Origin of the sequence: Puniceibacterium confluentis (genome assembly GCF_007923445.1) — a bacterium.
GTDB lineage: Bacteria > Pseudomonadota > Alphaproteobacteria > Rhodobacterales > Rhodobacteraceae > Puniceibacterium > Puniceibacterium confluentis.
Window position 1 is genome coordinate 59,882 of sequence record NZ_VOJI01000003.1, and the last position, 17,675, is coordinate 77,556.

Annotated in this window: 18 protein-coding genes and 1 tRNA gene; 3 read left to right on the forward strand and 16 right to left on the reverse strand. The window is 61.6% G+C overall.

The annotated features are described in order from the left end of the window. Positions 1-18: 18 nt before the first annotated feature. Positions 19-945 (forward strand): dihydrodipicolinate synthase family protein, encoded by a 927-nt coding sequence (locus tag FOY53_RS04595; protein WP_146586205.1) that lies wholly within the window; start codon positions 19-21, stop codon positions 943-945. Then, positions 945-1,694, forward strand: a complete 750-nt coding sequence (locus tag FOY53_RS04600) for an SDR family oxidoreductase (RefSeq protein ID WP_146586207.1) — start codon at positions 945-947, stop codon at positions 1,692-1,694. Before FOY53_RS04595 ends, FOY53_RS04600 begins: the two co-directional genes overlap by 1 nt. Before the next feature lie 396 nt (positions 1,695-2,090). Here FOY53_RS04600 and FOY53_RS04605 read toward each other — a convergent pair. From FOY53_RS04605 to FOY53_RS04650, 10 genes are all read right to left on the reverse strand, one after another. After that, positions 2,091-2,165, reverse strand: a tRNA-Gln gene (locus FOY53_RS04605). Positions 2,166-2,542: 377 nt separating this feature from the next. Beyond that, the gene (locus FOY53_RS04610) at positions 2,543-3,529 is read right to left on the reverse strand and encodes a type II secretion system F family protein (protein ID WP_146586209.1); all 987 of its coding nucleotides are present in this window, start codon (positions 3,527-3,529) and stop codon (positions 2,543-2,545) included. An 11-nt stretch (positions 3,530-3,540) separates the two neighbouring features. Next, a complete protein-coding gene (locus tag FOY53_RS04615; RefSeq protein ID WP_146586211.1) occupies positions 3,541-4,509 on the reverse strand; it encodes a type II secretion system F family protein in 969 nt (322 codons plus the stop codon). Continuing rightward, complete coding sequence (locus FOY53_RS04620; protein WP_246107283.1) at positions 4,506-5,840, reverse strand: TadA family conjugal transfer-associated ATPase; 1,335 nt, start codon at positions 5,838-5,840, stop codon at positions 4,506-4,508. The genes FOY53_RS04615 and FOY53_RS04620 overlap by 4 nt, the downstream gene beginning before the upstream one ends. A gap of 49 nt (positions 5,841-5,889) precedes the next feature. Next, positions 5,890-7,149 carry a CpaE/TadZ family protein gene (locus tag FOY53_RS04625; RefSeq protein WP_146586215.1) on the reverse strand — a complete coding sequence of 420 codons (1,260 nt, stop codon included), beginning with the start codon at positions 7,147-7,149 and terminating at the stop codon, positions 5,890-5,892. Beyond that, positions 7,146-7,799: a TadE/TadG family type IV pilus assembly protein gene (locus tag FOY53_RS04630; protein WP_146586216.1), complete on the reverse strand. Its 654-nt coding sequence runs from the start codon at positions 7,797-7,799 to the stop codon at positions 7,146-7,148. The genes FOY53_RS04625 and FOY53_RS04630 overlap by 4 nt, the downstream gene beginning before the upstream one ends. Next, entirely contained in the window at positions 7,796-8,293 is a 498-nt protein-coding gene (locus FOY53_RS04635) for a TadE/TadG family type IV pilus assembly protein (RefSeq protein WP_146586218.1), read from the reverse strand. The genes FOY53_RS04630 and FOY53_RS04635 overlap by 4 nt, the downstream gene beginning before the upstream one ends. A 12-nt stretch (positions 8,294-8,305) precedes the next feature. Further along, positions 8,306-9,841 carry a pilus assembly protein TadG-related protein gene (locus FOY53_RS04640; RefSeq protein ID WP_146586220.1) on the reverse strand — a complete coding sequence of 512 codons (1,536 nt, stop codon included), beginning with the start codon at positions 9,839-9,841 and terminating at the stop codon, positions 8,306-8,308. A 65-nt stretch (positions 9,842-9,906) separates the two neighbouring features. After that, positions 9,907-10,728 (reverse strand): Flp pilus assembly protein CpaB, encoded by an 822-nt coding sequence (gene cpaB / locus FOY53_RS04645; protein WP_146586222.1) that lies wholly within the window; start codon positions 10,726-10,728, stop codon positions 9,907-9,909. Between the two features lie 149 nt (positions 10,729-10,877). Further along, positions 10,878-11,063 (reverse strand): Flp family type IVb pilin, encoded by a 186-nt coding sequence (locus tag FOY53_RS04650; protein ID WP_146586224.1) that lies wholly within the window; start codon positions 11,061-11,063, stop codon positions 10,878-10,880. A gap of 602 nt (positions 11,064-11,665) precedes the next feature. On the opposite strand from FOY53_RS04650, the gene FOY53_RS04655 reads away from it, so the two are divergent. After that, positions 11,666-12,445, forward strand: a complete 780-nt coding sequence (locus FOY53_RS04655) for a helix-turn-helix domain-containing protein (RefSeq protein ID WP_186766511.1) — start codon at positions 11,666-11,668, stop codon at positions 12,443-12,445. A gap of 136 nt (positions 12,446-12,581) precedes the next feature. Here FOY53_RS04655 and FOY53_RS22990 read toward each other — a convergent pair whose 3' ends face one another. From FOY53_RS22990 to FOY53_RS04680, 6 genes are all read right to left on the reverse strand, one after another. Further along, a complete protein-coding gene (locus FOY53_RS22990) occupies positions 12,582-12,746 on the reverse strand; it encodes a hypothetical protein (RefSeq protein ID WP_186766512.1) in 165 nt (54 codons plus the stop codon). A gap of 266 nt (positions 12,747-13,012) precedes the next feature. Beyond that, positions 13,013-13,840 (reverse strand): diguanylate cyclase domain-containing protein, encoded by an 828-nt coding sequence (locus FOY53_RS04660; protein WP_342783957.1) that lies wholly within the window; start codon positions 13,838-13,840, stop codon positions 13,013-13,015. A 173-nt stretch (positions 13,841-14,013) separates the two neighbouring features. Beyond that, complete coding sequence (locus FOY53_RS04665) at positions 14,014-14,622, reverse strand: heme NO-binding domain-containing protein (protein WP_146586228.1); 609 nt, start codon at positions 14,620-14,622, stop codon at positions 14,014-14,016. 67 nt (positions 14,623-14,689) lie between these two features. Beyond that, the gene (locus tag FOY53_RS04670; RefSeq protein WP_186766513.1) at positions 14,690-16,402 is read right to left on the reverse strand and encodes a DUF4153 domain-containing protein; all 1,713 of its coding nucleotides are present in this window, start codon (positions 16,400-16,402) and stop codon (positions 14,690-14,692) included. 216 nt (positions 16,403-16,618) lie between these two features. After that, positions 16,619-17,323, reverse strand: a complete 705-nt coding sequence (locus FOY53_RS04675; protein WP_146586232.1) for an HAD family hydrolase — start codon at positions 17,321-17,323, stop codon at positions 16,619-16,621. Next, on the reverse strand, positions 17,320-17,604 hold the full coding sequence (locus tag FOY53_RS04680; protein ID WP_146586234.1) for a DUF3572 domain-containing protein: 285 nt from the start codon (positions 17,602-17,604) through the stop codon (positions 17,320-17,322). The genes FOY53_RS04675 and FOY53_RS04680 overlap by 4 nt, the downstream gene beginning before the upstream one ends. Positions 17,605-17,675 lie beyond the last annotated feature (71 nt).

A 17,675-nucleotide genomic window follows, 5' to 3' on the forward strand; every position in this document is an offset into this window, starting at 1 on the left:
CAACCAAGGACCCAAGCCATGAGCCTGCTTGCATCCGACGCCCGCGGCGTCTTTGTCATCTCTGTCACCCCCTTCACCCAGACCGGCGCGGTCGACTGGGACAGCCTCGACCGGGTGGTGGACTTCTACTTCGAGAAAGGCGCCGACGGACTCACGATCCTCGGGATGATGGGCGAGGCGCCCAAGCTCACGCAGGCCGAGAGCCGCGCCGTGGCCGAGCGGGTGATCAGGCGCGCCGCGGGCAGGCCCGTCGTCGTGGGGGTGTCGGCGTCGGGACTGGCCGCGATCGGAGAGCTTGGCAAGGCGGTGATGGACGCGGGCGCGGCGGGCTGCATGGTGACCACTCCGGGCAGCCTGAAGACCGACCCGCAGATCCACGGATATTTCGGGCAGGTGGCCCGCACGCTCGGCGACCAGGTGCCCATCGTGTTGCAGGATTTCCCGCTGGCCACCGGAGTGCAGATCTCTGACGACGTGCTGGGCCGGATCATCGACGACGTGCCACAGGTGGTCATGCTCAAGCACGAGGACTGGCCGGGGCTGAGCAAGATCAGCACGCTGCGCGCCGCCGAGGCACGGGGCCGCCGCCGAATCTCGATCCTGTGCGGCAACGGCGGGGTCTTTCTGCCCGAGGAAATGGCGCGCGGCGCCGACGGCGCGATGACCGGCTTCGGCTACCCCGAGATGCTGGCCGATGTGGTGCGGCTGGCCGACATCGGCGACATGGACCGGGCGCAGGACATCTTTGACGCCTACCTGCCGCTGGTACGTTACGAGCAGCAGCCGGGCGCGGGGCTCGCCGTGCGCAAATACGTGCTGGCCAGGCGCGGCGCCCTCGCGAGCGCAAACCTGCGGGCACCGGGCGCGGGCCTGACGCCCGAGGCCACAGCCGAGGTCGAGCGCCTGCTCGCCCGGCAAGAGAAACGACTGAAGGAGCTGAACTGATGGATCTGGGACTGAAGGGCAAGACCGCGCTGGTGCTGGGCGCAAGCCGCGGGCTTGGCGCGGCAAGCGCGACGCTGCTGGCCGCCGAGGGCGCGCAGGTGATTGCCGCATCGCGCAGCGGCGCCGCCCCGGCGCAGGGCATGGAGGGACTGACGCTGGATCTGGCGGACGCCGCCAGCGTCGCGGCGCTGATCGCGCGGCTCGGCGAACAGCCGGTCGACATTCTGGTGAACAACTGTGGCGGGCCTGCCGCCGGACCCGCCAAAGGCCAGAGCCGCGCCGCCTGGCAGGCGGCCTTCGACACCATGGCCGCGCCGATCTTTGCCATCACCGACGCCGCCCTTCCGGCGATGATCGCGGGCGGATGGGGCCGGGTAGTGACCATCGGCTCTTCGGGGGTCGTGCAGCCGATTCCGAACCTCGCGCTCTCGAACGCGGTGCGCGGCGCGGTGGCGGGCTGGTCGAAAACCCTTGCCGACGAGGTCGCGCCGCATGGGGTGACAGTGAACATGGTGTTGCCCGGGCGCATCGCCACCGACCGGCTGGCGCAGCTCGACGGCATCAGGGCCGAAAAGACCGGCGCCTCGCTGGACGCCGTGCAGCAGGCCAGCCGCAAGACCATCCCCGCGGGCCGTTACGGCACCCCCGAGGAGTTTGGCGCCATGGTGGTTTTCCTGTGCTCGCAGCAAGCGGGTTACGTCACCGGCTCGATGATCCGCGTCGACGGCGGGATGATCCGCGGCCTCTGAGCGGGCCGGGCGGCGGTCGGTTGCCATCCGGGTGGTGTGATCGCGCACGAGGTTTCGGCAGATCAGCTGGTATTGCCTTCGAACGGTGCCTCAAGCCTCTCGCCCGACCGCGTTTCCCGGGCCGCCGAAAACGAGGCGATCACCGAACCGGGCAGGAAATGCGTTTGTTTGTCTGATCGCAGAAACGGAAAGAGCCGGATGACCTCTCGTCACCCGGCTCTTTTCCATTTCCGGCACAATATGCTGTCAGGCCTGCGAGCCCGGCGCCATGCTGCGAGTCAGCAAGTTGCGCAAGCGGCGTTGCCCGGCGATATCTGCCGCCCGGAGAGACGTCACGTCGGGCCCGGAAGGCCGAAACTGGCAAGCCGTCGTTATTGCAAGGATTTTTGACATTCATGGCTGGGGTGGTAGGATTCGAACCTACGATACACGGTACCAAAAACCGATGCCTTACCGCTTGGCTACACCCCAACTGAGCGGCTACTTACGCTGACATTTCCGGGTGATCAAGCCCTGCTCTTGCAAAAATTTGGGCAATTTCACCTGCGCGTTGCCGGGCAGCGGATTGTTTCTACATGCTCCGGCCCTGGCAGCCTCGTGGCTGGGCCGCAGAACCTGTCACGACAGCCGCCGCACTTGCCTGTTCCCAAGTCCCTGTCCGTGGCGGATGCCGACATGACCCGGCCGTACGGAGCAGCGTCTCACATGCCGCAGGGCCGCAGGGTGTTCGCGGATCAGGCTCCGGACAGGCGCACCGTCACGGGATGCCATCGCGACGACGCGATACTGCAGCCATCCGAAAATCCCGGGACATGCCCCCGTTACAGCGTCCTGTCAGGGACCGCGCCCTAGCCGAACATCGTGATCCAGCGGATCAACATCGGCGTGAGGCAGATCATCAGCAAGACCGGCATCATGAACAGCGCCATGACGCCGGACATCTGCACCGGCAGGCGGTTGGCCTTTTCCTGTGCCCGCAGTTCCCGGTCGAGCCGCATGTCCAGCGCAAAGGTGTTCAGCGCCTGAGACACGCTGGTGCCGAAATGACCCGCCTGCAGTATCACGTTGGCAAAGGACATCACTTCCGGCAGTCCGGTGCGTTCGGCCATGTCCAGAAAGGCTGTCTGCCGCTCTTTGCCGGCCTGGATCTCGAGTTCCAGCATCATGAACTCCTGCGAGATTTCCGGCGCCACGGGCGCCAGCTCGTGCGACACCCGGACGATGGCGGCGTCGAACCCGAGCCCGGCCTCGACTGAAATCTGCAGCAGGTCAAGCGCATTGGGCAGGCTGTACTTGATCGCCTGCCTGCGCGCGCTGATGCGTGCACCAAGCCACGCGGCGGGCCCGTAAAAGCCAAGCACCATCAGGGCCGTGATGACCTGAAGGGCGGTGACCATGGTTATGCCGTTCAGGGGATCGGCGAAAGGCAGGGCGTTTTTCCAACTCGCCGGCAGCATGATCCAGGTCAGGAAAAGTGACGGCAGAACCAGCCCCAGCAGCGCGCGGATGGCGTAATAGTACCGGACCGAGTTGCGGCGTTGAATGCCCGCCTGACGCAGGCGCTTCTCGACCTTTGTCCGGTCACGCTTGGACGTCGGGACAAAGGCCTTGAGGAACCCCATCGGGTCGTTGTCCTCGCCGAGGATGAGGTCGAAATCGGTACCATGTGCGCGGGTGTTGCCATCGACGTCCATTCGGCGCATCGGCGCCGTCTTGCCGGTCGCGTTGGACAGGCCCAATGTAACCAGAAGAACCCCGAACCCGATGCCCGCAAGGGTTGCCAGTTCCACCCCCCAGGTGAGAGAGGACAGTTGGTCCATGACGGTCGAAAGCATCACCTGTCCTCCTAGAATTTGAAGTTGATCAGGCGGCGCAGGATGAGTCCCTGTGCCACGATCAACATGATTATCGCGAAGCCGAAGTAGCGGAACAACGGATGAGCATAGACGTCGCCGTAGAAGGACGGTGTCGAAAGATGGATCGACAGGAAGATCAGCACAGGCAGAAAAGTAAGGATCACGCCGCTGAGGCGACCTTCGGCCGAGATCGCCCTGATCTTTTTCTGCATCGTTTGTCGATCGCGGATCACTTTTCCCAGCACATTCAGGACCCGCGCGAGATTGCCCCCGGTCCCGTGCTGAATGCCCACACTCACGGCCAGATAGCGGGCGTCTTCGGTTCCGGCGCGTTCGGCAAAATCGTGGAAGGCCGTCACCAGATCATCGCCATAGCTGATCTGGTCCTGAATGACCCCGAACTCCGAGCCGATGGGATCGGCCATGTCGGTCGCGACGCTGGCCACGGTGACGGCGAGAGGGTGGCCGACCTTAAGTCCCCGCGCCATCAGATCCAGGGCATCCGGCAGTTGTTCGGTCATCTTCTTGGCGCGGGCCTCTTTCATCTGCTGAAGTACCGCAAGTGGCACGCCGAAAGCGGCGAACAGGGCGGCGGGCGCTGCAACCATGGGATCGACGAACTGTACGGCAGCGGCAAAGACCGCCGCGGCCAGCAGCACAACGATCGAAAAGAAACCGACCAGTCCAATTTGCCCGCCGGCGTGGGCCAGCAGGCGGCGCAGACGCAGGATCAGCGAACCCGAGGAGTTGCCTTGCTGCAGAGAGGGATCGCGCAGCAGGTTCAGCACCGTTTCGGTATTGGCCCCGCCCTGGATCATCCGCATGCGCCGGTTACGGGCTTCGGACCCGGTTTCACGCTTCGAAATCAGCTGAAACATGCCGTCCAGAACCAAGAGCACGCCGATGAACAGCCCCATGTAAATCAGAATGGACCATTGGATGGAGAGGGTCTGTATCATGACAGAACCTCCTCGCGCTGGAACATCTGGGGATCAAGCTTGATCCCGGCCGCGCGCATCAGATCGTAGCATTTCGGCCGGATGCCGGTTGCGACGAACTTTCCCAGAACCTGACCGGAGGTGGAAATCCCCTGGCGCTTGAACACAAAGATGTCCTGCATGGTGATGGTTTCATCTTCCATCCCGGTGATCTCCGAAATGCTGATGACACGGCGATGGCCATCGCTCAACCGGCTGAGCTGGATCACGATGTGAATCGCCGCCGCGATCTGCGAGCGGATGGTCTTGATCGGAAGATCGGCTCCGACCATCGTCACCATCTGCTCGACCCGTCCCACGGCGTCACGCGCCGAATTTGCGTGGATCGTCGTCATCGACCCGTCATGACCGGTGTTCATCGCCTGAAGCATGTCAAAACATTCGGCACCGCGCACCTCGCCCACGATGATGCGATCCGGACGCATTCTCAGGGCATTGCGGACCAGGTCGCGCTGCAGGATCGCGCCCTGGCCTTCGGAATTCGCCGGGCGGGTCTCGAGACGCACGACGTGATCCTGTTGCAACTGCAGTTCCGCGGCATCCTCGATTGTGACGATGCGCTGGCGGGCATCAATGAAGGATGACATCGCATTCAGCATTGTGGTCTTGCCCGAGCCGGTGCCCCCGGAGATCAGCACATTCAGCCGCGCTTCGACCATCGCGGTCAGAATGTCGGCGGCTCTGTGGTCCAGGGCGCCCTGCTCGATCAGGCGGTCAAGGGTCAGCGGGCTGCGCGAGAATTTCCTGATCGACAGGGCCGGGCCGTCAACGGTGCAGGGACGGATGATCGCATTCACCCGGCTGCCGTCCTCAAGGCGTGCGTCGACCCAGGGCTGGGATTCGTCGATGCGGCGCCCGACCTTCGAAACAATCTTGTCGATGATCCGCAGAAGGTGGCGTTCGTCCCGGAACCTCACCGTGGATTTCTCCAGCATTCCGAACCGTTCGACATAAACCTGATCGTGCGAGTTCACGAGAATGTCGTTTATCGTCGGGTCTTCCAACAGCGGCTCGAGTGGCCCGAGCCCCATGACCTCGAAGATCAGCTCCTCGACCAGAGAGGTGAAGGCGGCCGCGCGCATCTGCACGCCTTCGGTCTCAAGAATGCTCGTGACCAGTGCCGAGATCTGCCGCTTCAGTTCAGAGGCTTCGACCTTGTCGATCATCGACAGGTTCAGCCGGTCGAGCAGTTCTGCGTGCAGGCGGCTTTTCAGCTCCAGGTGGGCCTGCAATTCCAGGTCGATCCCGGGTTCCGGCACCGCAGGCAGTTTCGCCTCAGCAGCAGGTTGCACCAATTTGACAACCTTTCCAACTGACTGTGACTTGCGGGATTTGAAATCCTTAAACATTTTTCGTCATCCCTGATCTGGCTTTTTTGGTTAAGGTTTTAGAATCCATTAGAAATGTGGAGGACATTCTGGTCAGCGCCTTGCCGAGGTCAGAGCCGCCATGCGTCGCGATGACAGGACGGCCGAGATCAACCGATTTGCGCGCGACCCTGGGATTATCCGGCAGCCAGTGTGACAGCCGGACCCCGAGAACCCTTTCCGCCTCGCGTACATGATCCGATTTCAGGAACGGCTTCTTTTCGTGATTGACCACGATGTCGACCTTGAGATGGTCCCGTTCCGACCGGAAGAAATTCAGCAGGCGGCGCGCCTGACGCACGCAGGGCACGCTGGTATCCGTAATGATCAGCAGCTGTGACGCGGTGCGGACGACCGGTTCGATCCAGTCCACCAGGGCTCTGGGCATGTCGACGATGATATAGTCATATTCGCGTTGCAACAGCGCAAGGATTTCGGTGACCATTTCGACCGAGACCGACTGGAGCGGCGCAACGGTGGCAGGAGCGCAAAGCACATCTATTCCCAGTTCGTGCTTGTGCATGATCCCGGCCAGATACCGGGCGTCGGGCATTTCCTCGCTCGCGATCATCCGCAGGAAACCGCCGTTGTCTTCGATATCCAGGAAAACATTCGCGTTCCCGAACTGAAGGTCAAAGTCCAGCAGGGCCACCCGCTTGCGTTCCTGTTTCCGGAACATCGAGCCCTTGCGCGCCAGACTGCACGCCAGATTGACCGCCACAGTGGTCGCGCCGATTCCGCCGCGCGCCTGGGTCACGGCGATCACCTGCGCCAACTCTGTCGCCTCTTTCGGCGCTTCAATCAGATGAACGGGGGCATGATGGATCTCCAGCGTGTGGTCGATCACCTTCTTCAGCGCTTCTGGCGTGATATCGATCGGCAGAACCTCGTCTATTCCGATATCTGCCAGGTGGCGGGCCTTGGCGATGGACAGGTTGCTGTCGGTCAGGGCGATGAAAAGTGTCAGGCCCTTGCGGTTTCGCAGCCGTGCCTCGATGGCGTTGCATTCCGGCACATCCTCCGGGTCGGCATCAAAGACCACCACATCGTACTTGAACACAAGATCAAGCGAGTCGTTGTTCAGGGATTGGAAGTTCGAATTTTCGATCGACACGACCGAATCTTTCCACATCGGTCCCAACTCGGAAAAGCACTGAACAAACGCCGGATTCGCCGAGAGCACCAGGATGGTGCTGGATTTTCTGTTGGCAGATATTTCAGATAGGTGGATCATCCGTTTTCTCCCGATGCGAGGTCTTCCGCAGGCAGCGAAATGCTGAAATTTGAATAAGAAATGGGGTTGCCCAATGTGCCGGGGGAGGATGCCCCGGCGGCAGCGGCCAATTGGCCAAGTGGCGAAATGAACTGGAAATTCGGCAGGTTGAGTTCGACGGTGACGACCGGCGTATAAGGACCGCCCAGAAACCCGAGATTGGAATCGTAGGTATAGGTGAACTCCAGCGCCGCAATCGTGGCGTCCGTTGGCAGAAAGACCCTGATCCGGTTCCAGATCTCGTTCGCCGTCGGGTTCGCAGCGGCGCCCACACAGGTGACTTCGGCAGCGGCAGCACAGACCGATGCGCCTGCCTTGCAGGACGTCCCGTAGCGGGGGGGCGTTGTTCCCGGTGCGACTGTACCGCGCGCGTGCAGTTCGGGGACCCCGGCACAGGCCGGCGGGCGCACGACGGCGATTCGCGCCGCCACCTGCGCGGCGGTCTGTGCCATGACATTGTTGCCGGACAGGCGGCCGAAATCGAGCAGGGTAAAAAAGAGAAAGAAGAACAGAGAGATGACAATGGCGAATTCAACGAGAACCGCACCGCTGTCGTCACCGGCAAAGCCGCGGTCCTGCTGGAGAGGACGGTTATGCCATACACCGGTCATTGTCCGAATATCCGGGCCTGGTCAGTGATGGTCGTCGTCTGGGTCGAAAGGCTTCCGCCGAACAGATCAAGAATGCCCGACAGCGGAAACTGGAGCGTCATGTTCGCTGTTACCGTGCCAACCGGTGCCGGACTGACCCGATAGCTGCCGATGACACAGGAATACGACGGGGTCACGTAATTGACTGTCACCGAACTTGGCATCAAGGCGGTTCCGCCAAGATCATTTTCGACGATGTCCTTCAGTGTCGCCGTGAGGTCCGCCACGCTGCCGCCGGTGTCGCAGATGTTCGACGGCGTGGTGCGTGCCATGTAACGCGCCGCATCCCGGACGCCCGCCACCGCCGCCTGATATGATTTCATCATCTTGGCGCTTTCCACCGTCACGGCAAAAACAGCCAGCATGAGCGGCATGACCAGGGCGAATTCAACGAGAACGGACCCGTCCTCTCGGTTCAGGAAGTTGCGGATTCTGGAATTACGGCTGCGGGTCATCGGCGCACACTCTCAGCGATACAACTGGACGACATCGCGGAAGATACCGCCGAAATTGCTGGTGCCCCCGCCCGCGACATCCGTAAAACCGACGACTTCCCCGTAAATGCCGAATCCCGGGGGCGACGAGCCATCTTCGCCCACGGGTTCGGTGAGGAAGACCGAGATATACTGTGTGACCGGCACACCCGTTGTGCTGCCGTTGATCGTGGTCGTGGTACAGTCGACCCCTGCCGCATTGACAACCCGGCGTTCCGGCAGGGTCGACATCTGCGACGAACACTTTGGACGACCGGTTTCCGACAGCGTGGGATTGAGGATCGCATTGGCGTTTGGCGGCGAAAACGGGTTAGAGTTGCCGTATGCGATTTCACGGAGGTACATTCCGAACCGCGTATTCGCGTATTGGGTATTCGTGCCGGTCAGGGCGGGCAGATGCGTATCGCTTCCCACGCCGTCCGCGGTCCCGTCGGCGAGGTCATGATTGACGTTGAGATACCCCTGCCGGTCCCATGTTCCGTCGCCAAAGCGGTTGTTGCCGCCGCAGGTTCCCGCGATCATGCAGGAGTCGCGCGGCAGTGCCCGGGTATCTGGCGTCACCGTCGCGGAGCCCTGGATGCAGGCGCCCGCTCCGCCAGGCTTGATCCCCTTGATCACGTTCGGAGCCGGAGCATAGAGCGGGTTGTTCTTTTTGCCGTTCAGCACGGCGCGGTAGATGTCAAAGCGCACGTTGAAGGCAGCGTTGGTGATGCCGACCTTCTGCCCCGGTTCGGTGTCGATGCCGTTGGACAGGGCACATTGCGTGATATTCTGCTGTGCGGCGATCAGGCAGGCCAGCTTGTTGCCGCCCTGGTCCGCGCAGACACCGGACAGGTCCTGGAAATTGTCCAGGTCCACGAACCCAAAGTTTCCCGGGGCCCACGCGCTGCCAGAGCCGCCGCTGCGCAAGTCGATCATGTCGCCCACGTCCAGCGTCGATTCCCAGTTCGGCGGCAGGCAGAACATGAGGGGTGAAATGTCACAGGCAGCCTGGGTGTACCCGGCCACCGCTTCTGCGCTGAGATCGGTGACAGTAAAGGTCGCGCCACCCAGCATCTGCCTGACGGCCGAGGCGAGCTGCATGCTGACCGAGCGGGGCGTGATCACGACCCGTGCGTACTTTGCCTGCCGGGCGGTCGGTGCCGGAGATTCCACCGTCATCGGAGTCTGGTCCGACGCAGGCAGGGAGCTGTGGAATGTCAGGGTGTAGTCGCTGGACCCCGAGAGGTTCGCCGTCCCGGATGCGAAGGTTTGACCACGCGAAATCATGTTGGCCGCCGCTGCTGCCGAGCGCGTCAGCGCATCGGATCTTCCATCAAGTTCACCGGCCGCCGCGAGCGCGACGTTGTCTGCAAAGGACTGGAACTCCGCATGAGTGGAAGAGACCCGGCCAACATCCAGCGCAATCGCCATGAAGCCGAAAAAAGCCACCATCGATGCGGCCCAGAGAATGGCGATCGTTCCTTCGTCATCCCTGCGGAAGCCGGACAGGCTGGTATAAAGGCGCATATCCAAATCTCCCTTCCGAGTTCCCGATCAATTATCGGGCGGTTGATGTTTTTGGCGGGGTGAATTCAACGAATGGATTCTTCCGCCACGAAATTGGCGCGGCGCACTGTGATGGTCGGGCGCTTGTCCTCGTCCTCTACGGGCGAGTCGTTCTGCAACAGGTCACGCATGTCGACCATGTCCATCAGCTTGTCTTCGACGTTGTTCAGCGTCCGCAGCGTGAGGCTCAGCGATCCGGCCTTTTGGGCCAGAGCCAGCCGCTGACCCTGATCCGGTGTCACTTCTACCGTCAGAGTCCGGGCCACTTCGGGCTGGTTTTTCTGCTCTTCGGATTGCTGGTCCACACCAAGAACCCGGATGTTCTGAAGGATCGTGACGGCGGTATAATTGCCGGAATCGCTCTGAGTCATCAGGATGTCGATATAATCGCCCGGCGTCACAAAGCCGCCCACGGCTGTGACGGCGTCCACCTTTATCGCCATGGCGCGGGTGTTCTCGCCCAGTTTCTGAACGAGGGTCACTTTCTCTCCATAGCCCGAGACTTTCGACGCCAGGATGACCTCTCCCATAAAGAAACGCCCCTTGGCGCGGCGCGGCTCCTGACCTGATCTTGCCACAATCTGTTCGATCTCTGTGAATGCACCAATCGGCATCGCTTCAATCGGCCAGGCCTGCACGGTCAGCATGTGTGCTTCGACCGGCTGGCTGAAATCTATATCGGCACGGGCCACGACGACCTGTGCCAATCCGGATGCCATATCCTTGGTCCCGGGCTGGAAAATTTGTTCTCTGGCAAAGAGGACCGAGCCTGCGGCGATCGCGACCCCAAATATTGTGGTGACTATCGGTTTGATACGCATGGCTGTCTCCCTGGCGCTGCGCGCCATAAAATCTGCCTTGAAAAGAAAATGACCTCTTTAATGGACGCAGTACTGTCTGTTTGTTCGCAATGGCTTAGAGGTCACGCCCCTCCGAAGGCCGAAGCCTGGAGGAGCGAGATTTGGCATAAAGCTGTCTGAAATAGACGGAAATGACTTTAGCAGGTTGCGCTGCCCAAGGCGGTGCATGCACCGGTCACGTTCGTATTGGTCGTGGTGCCCAGATAGGTGAAGGCGCCAACTGCAATAGAGCCGACGACCAGAAGTGCGAGGCCGTATTCAACGATGGCCGCACCGCTTTCGTCCTTGGAAAAGGTCTTCATGAACTTGGCAAACTTGGACATAGGATCCCCCTATTTATGTTACTTAAAATGAAACCCCTGGCAGTTATGGGGCTGGAATTCGAATAAGTTGGCTTCGAACTCAATTGCCATCATATCGCCGCAATCTAATGCTCCACATCCGTCACTTGATGTATTAATTCCCGCATAGGTTGATTTTGTAGGATTTTATAACCTGTGAAAGTGAATAATTAATCTATCTGAAAGTTGGATGAGTGATTCCCGGCGAATCAGCGAGTCGGCACCCCTGACGCGAGATCTTCACAGGAACACAACCCAAAGATTACATCGCGCGGTACTTTTTTTCGGGCCGCCGTGAAAGGTCAGATCTGTAACGCAGGCTGTCCTGGTTGCCACAACCCTGTAAACATAGGGGAAAATGGTGTCGGGGAGTATATTTCAGTCTGTTACAGGGATGTGGCCGTCAAACTATCTGTTGTTCGAAAATTTCGTTAGGCTTAATTTTTAGTGACTTTTTTGTGAATTGATTAATCTCTGCTCATTTTGTCAGAGTTCCGGGGGTAAATTGTGAAATGCATTACACGGATAAGTTGAATTTTCAGGGGCATGCAACCGCGTCGAGCTTCGGAATTGTTGCGGACTGGATGAACGCGTTGCACGGAGCATCAGAGGCGCAGGATGTCCTGAAGAGCCTGGTCCATCTGGTCAGGGCAGATGCCGCAAACCTGCTGCGCGCCGATGAGACCACCGACCGGATACGCTATGTTGCGCGGCATGACGTCGGTGCCGGACGTTTTCTCACGAGTGCACCGTATACCTATCTGCGCGAAATCATGGGCGCGAGCCTTCATGTGGCCAGGCCCGGTTCGATCTGGTGCCTCTCCGAAGTGATCGCTGCCGACGACCGGGCGCACTCTGACGGGCTGGGGTCGCAAACTGACCGCCCGGCGATTTCAGAGGCGCTGATCCTGACGCTCGCCACTGGTAAATCGCGGGCCGATTTTCTTGAGATTCAATTTTGCTCCGAACCCTTGCAACACAATCTGGATCTGCTGCGGGTTCTGTCCGGTACGCTGGTCACCTGCTGGCAGCGCCGCACGCCGCTGACTGTCAAGAAATGGCTGGTCCGATCCCAGGTGAACCCGGTGGGGAAACCGTCACAGACAAGCGAAGTGGTATTGCTGGACGCGAACAATCCGGCTGGTCTCAGTCGGGCCGAGTTCCGGGTCTGCTCGATGCTGAACCAAGGCATGACCGTAAAAGTCATCGCCGCCACATTGGCGCTTTCTGAATCCACCATCCGATGCCACCTCAGCTCCATCTTTTCCAAGACGGGGGCAACCTGTCAGGTGGAGCTGCTAGGATTGATGAACGCCGCGCATGTCGCGATCGCACCTGGCAAAACATCCGCCTGTACCACCTGAAGGCTTCTGCAACGCCCTGGATGTCTATCGGACCCTGTGTCCTGAGGGGCTGGTACCTGCGGCTTTTGTGCTACGCCCAAGGGCGCGCGACGGATGACCCTGAGGATCCGGGAAGGTGGAGCGGATCATGCAAGGGTCAAAATGTGCCGCCACCCCGCTGTACGTCAAACGGGTTCATCCCCACAGAGGTCACCTGCCGGGCACGCACCTTGCCGACCTCGTCGCAGGTGCCATACTTGCTTACAAATTGCTGACCCTCGGTGGTCACGAACCCTAGGCAGACATCTGCAAATTCAGGCATCTGATCCGGATCGGTTCATCCTGAACCCGATCCACCGCAGGCCGGGACCGAACCCCCAAGGTGACCCCGACTGCCATCCGCTGCCCTTGTCTTGCTGACCCAGGTACGCCAGCACGCCGTTGTGTCTGTCACAGCGGTCTGATCTGTGCCGCAAGTTCCATTTTCGAGAGTTGTGGTGTGATCAAGGCTCTGCCGAAGTCTGGGCACTGGCTGCGGAAAACACAGCATGGTGAGCCGAGTGGACTTCGTCTTTCCCCAAGCCTCCGCTACTCCGCTGCCGTGGCGCCAGGCTCTGCATCCTGACTCATCCCAGCGGCGTAAAATTTGTGTTGCGCCCGTCCACCGTGTTTGGAGGCGTAGAGAGCAAGATCCGCTTGGTGCAAGAGGTCGGTGGCGGCAGTGGTTTCGCGGCCCCGCGACAGGGTAATACCGATGCTGCCCGAGATGCGGCACTGCTGGCCGTCAAACAGCATCGGACGTTCCACACGCGAGATGATGCGGTCCGCAATGTCCGCCAGCCGCCGCCTGTCGGCCAATCCGTCAAAAATCACCAGGAATTCGTCACCGCCCACCCGTGCGGCGATGTCGTCTTTGCGTGTTTCGCCGACAAGTATGCGGGCAACCTGCTGCAGAACGTAGTCCCCGGCCGCATGACCCATCGTGTCATTCACCGCTTTGAAGAAATCCAGATCAAGATGCATCAAGGCGAAATCTTGCTTGCTGCCGGAAAGGCGCGCCAACACGTGGTCGGTCGCGCGCCGGTTCTTCAGACCGGTCAAGGTGTCGGTATAGGCCTGTTCCTCGGCGGCGATCCGGGCACCTTGAAGGCGCCGGTTCAGCCTGCGTGACGCCTCCATCGCAGCAGATTTGGCCTCGACCAGGTACAGCATTTCGATGGTCAGGTCAGTGGCCGCAAAGTCAGAGGCGCTCAGGTTGTAATCGCGCACCGCATCCACGACCGAAATCCCGAAGGACAGGTTGAGCACGGCGCCCCCCTGCCCGTCGGACACCAGCAGCCCCTTGAGCGCGGTGCGCGGCGTGTTTCTGAACCGAAGGTGCAGCTTGGCGCCTTCCTGGCGCAACAAGTCAGCCATGGTGGCGAGTCGTCGGGGTCGATACACCTCGAAATGATCCAGAAACCGGGTTCCCGCCAAAGGCAGCCCGGGGCGCAGTTTTTGCAGTGTCGGTCCCGCCTGCGACACATGACCGGTGGGCGTGAGACAGACGTGCATCGGGCACACGGACATGAGAATGGATGCGGGAACCGTCAAGATGCGGCCCTCCTGTGATCCACCGGTGTGCCGTAGAGGTCGAACTGACGGCCTTCGGCAAATTCCGTTTCGATTAAGGTAATGACGATTCGTTCGCATCCCAGGTTCCAGCCCTCGTATTCCAGAATGACCAGTGCGCCATAGTCATCGGCCATCGCCCGCAGCACGCCGACCAGCACCAGTCCGAATCCGGGAACAGGGCCGGTACAGCGCAGGGCGAACCGGTCCTTGGCATATTCGGTGAGCTCCAGTCCGGGAAGATCCAGATCCGGCACCGCCAGCCGGGCACGGTCCGGCAGGTCATCCATGGAATGCAGGAATTCCGCAAAGGTCACGCCGCCGAACCGCAGAAGACGCCGCAGTGCTTCCGTGTTCGGATGCGAGACAAGGTAGGTGCCAACGTCTTCGAGAATGGCCTCGCGCGGTTTGCACAGGTGCAGGGCGGCGCTGTCCAGAATTTGATCCGTCTGCTCGGGCTCGTAGTGCAGCATCGCCTCGAATTCCGGGGGATCAATGTCCGCCCGTCGGGCTATTTCCGCCCATGTCTCACCGCCATAGGTGTCCTGAAGAAAGCATTGCAATGTGTTGTTGATCAATCCGTGCATCTGTTCCAGCCGCTCTTGCCCCTGGCGCAGAGGGTGGCATCGCAGGCTTAAGAAAGATGAAATGTCCTCAATTGTGCGGAAATATTGCGTGCTCTCCCACGATCAGGGCATTGATGTCGGGTGCCGCGATACGGGCCGTTCCGGCATGAACCGCCTCCAGAACGTCAACCGGCAGATCATAGGCCGGGCCCTGCCGCAGATCCATCGCATAGCCCCAGAACTGCAACCGCCCGTGCTCGAGCCGCAGACTGGTCGCCGTCACCCTGCCGTCGGCGTTTCTCAGCAGCAGCAACCCGGTCTTGTCGGTCGCCCCCGGCACGAAATCGCCAAAGATCAGGGCGCAGCCCGGACCGGCTGCGACACCCAGGCGGCAAGACTGCAACCACCCGGCAAGAATGTCGTCGCTGATATCGCTCAGTTGCGGCACGCTCAGTGCCTCGGCGCCCACCACGACCATCAGCGCCACCACGTCATCGCGCACTGTCGCTGCCGTCCATGTCTCCTCTGCGTCCAGCGCGGCGATCCGTTCGGCCAGAACCTGATCCTGGCGGATTGCGTCCAGCGCCGCGGTACCGGGCAGGCCCCATTCGCGCGACATTTCGCGCAACGGCACTTCGGCGGGCGGCAGGCTGCCCGCCTGATAACGTGCCAGCTGATCGCGGGCAGAAATACGTTCGGGCACGAGAACCGGACTGAGCCAGATCAGGATCACCGCAAGTGTCACAAGCGCCAGAGCCACATTTGCCTGACGGATACGCTCGGCCCAGCGCCGCCGCAGCACGACGGAGCCGCCGTAGGCCAATCCGTACAACAGCACCATCGCCGCAACCGTCGCCGCCATCAGCCGCTGCGGAGTCCAGCCATAGGCCTCCACACGCAGCCACAGCGCATAGACAGCCAGAGCCGCCAGGACCGGCACCAGCAACGCCAGCACCTGAACCATGCCGCGCAACCAGCGCAGGCGCACCTCTTCGGCCTGGTCGCGGTCGACGGCGACGGTGATCAGAACAATCGCCGACAGGGCCGCCGACATCAGCGTTCCCGCCGCGGACAGATCGCCAACAAGGTTCGACAACCCCTGCACCGGCAGCGCCAACAGAAACACCACCACAACTCCAAGCACCACCGGCAGCAACAGCCTCAGCAATTGCAGCACCAGATATGGCGACAGGTACTCCCTGAGCTCGTGCACCACCGCGAGAGCGAGCCCGAACACCGCTCCGCTCAGCACCCAGGCCAGCGGGTTGACCGCGGTTATCAGGTGCAGCAACCGCAGGCCGACAAGGTTGAGCAAGGCGTCGGACAGACCAATCAGCCCCCAGAACAATGCAGTGAACAGCACCGCCGCAAGGTAGCGCACGAATATCCGCCAGCTCAGATCGAACAGCGCAGGATAGGACAACCACCCATCCCCCGGGCGCAGACGCGCCGCCACAAAGGGGGTCGCGATCACCAGAAACAGCCAGAACGCGACCAGCGGATAGGCAGCGCTCAGGAACGATTCCGCCGAGGCGTGGCGGAACGACGCCCCGTAGAGCAGGGCCGAGGCGCCGGCAGAAACGCCCGCCGCCCAGCGCAGGCTCGGCCAGAGCCGCGCGGGCCCCACCAGCGCCAGCAGCATGAAAAAAGTGCCGTAGGTTGTGGCGGCCAGCAGCATGAACAGCCGGTGATCAGCGATCCCGTCATAGAGAACATCCCAGATCAACCAGCCGGCCACCCCTGCCAGCGCGCCCAGAACAGTGACCTGAAGGCGCAGCGGCGCTGCCTGCGTCGGTGCCATGTACATGCTCCCCTTTATCTGCGCGCACGATGCCTTGCCGCGACGGTCTGGGCAAGGCCGGGTCAGGAGCAGCGCCGCGCCAACCGCATCCAGCTGTCGCACGTCGGCTGGTCATGTCCGAGTGGCGGCGTTGCCGAAAACCATGTGTCGGCCGCCAACCGGGGTCGCACGATCCGGATTGCGCGGCGCGGCCCGGAGTGCCGCACCCCCGCGCCGCTAGGACAGCGAGGCGATCCATCCCGGCAAATGGCCGATGTCAGGCAGTACGATATCTGCCAGCGGCGCCAGCACGTCAGCCTGTGCCGGACCGGTCAGCACGCCGACACAGCGCATTCCCGCCGCGCGGCCCGCCACAAGGTCATGGGCGCTGTCCCCCACCATGACACAGCGCCCCGGCACAACCCCCACCGCCCGCGCAAAGGCCAGCAGGGGATCCGGGGCTGGCTTTGCGCCATAGCCACTGTCGAACCCGGCGACAAAATCGAACATATCCGAAACGCCCGCCTGCCTGAGATGCGCCAGCGCGCCAAATTCCGTGTCGTTGGTCATCACGCCCAGCTTCAACCCCGACTGCGCCAGCAGTGACAGCAGCGGGACGAGCGCCACGGCAGGGGCCAGCGGCGCCACGGAGGACGTCAGCATCAGATGCCGCTCGATGTCCTCGACCCGGCGCGCGGGCAGGGCCTTTGCCAGACACTGGGCGGCCTCGCGGTTTGTGCCCGCGATGATCGGGCTGTCGGGCCGGAACCGCGCCGCCTCCAGGTCGAAACACGCAACGGTGGCCAGGTCCTGCAGCACGACTTCATCCCCGTCCGCCAGATCGCGCAGGGTCCGCGCCGCCCAACCGTCCCAGGTTGCACCGAAATCGAACAGCGTGCCGTCCTTGTCGAAAAGCACCGCACCGATCGCGGACGGTGTCATGTCCAGTGCACCTGGTCTCCTCCGGGCAGCATCGCCCGCGCCTGCTTCGGCAGGTCATAGGCAAGCGACTGAGCATCACAAAAGGCGATGACCCAGGCATCGTCCATCAGCAGAAAGTCCAGAACCGAACCCTGAAAATCCGGATCCGACAGTCCCTGCCGGAAATCGTCCTCGCTGGCGCCCGAGGCCCCCTGAAACACTGGCAGCAGCTCGTCGTTCGCCGCCAGCCAGGCCACCGCCTGCAAGCCGATCAATTCAGCACGATCTCGCGCAAGTGCCATGTTGTCAGACCTCCGAAAGGGTTTGTTAACCATTCTCACTAAAGACTTACACTGTCGCGCGTTGCAAGCGT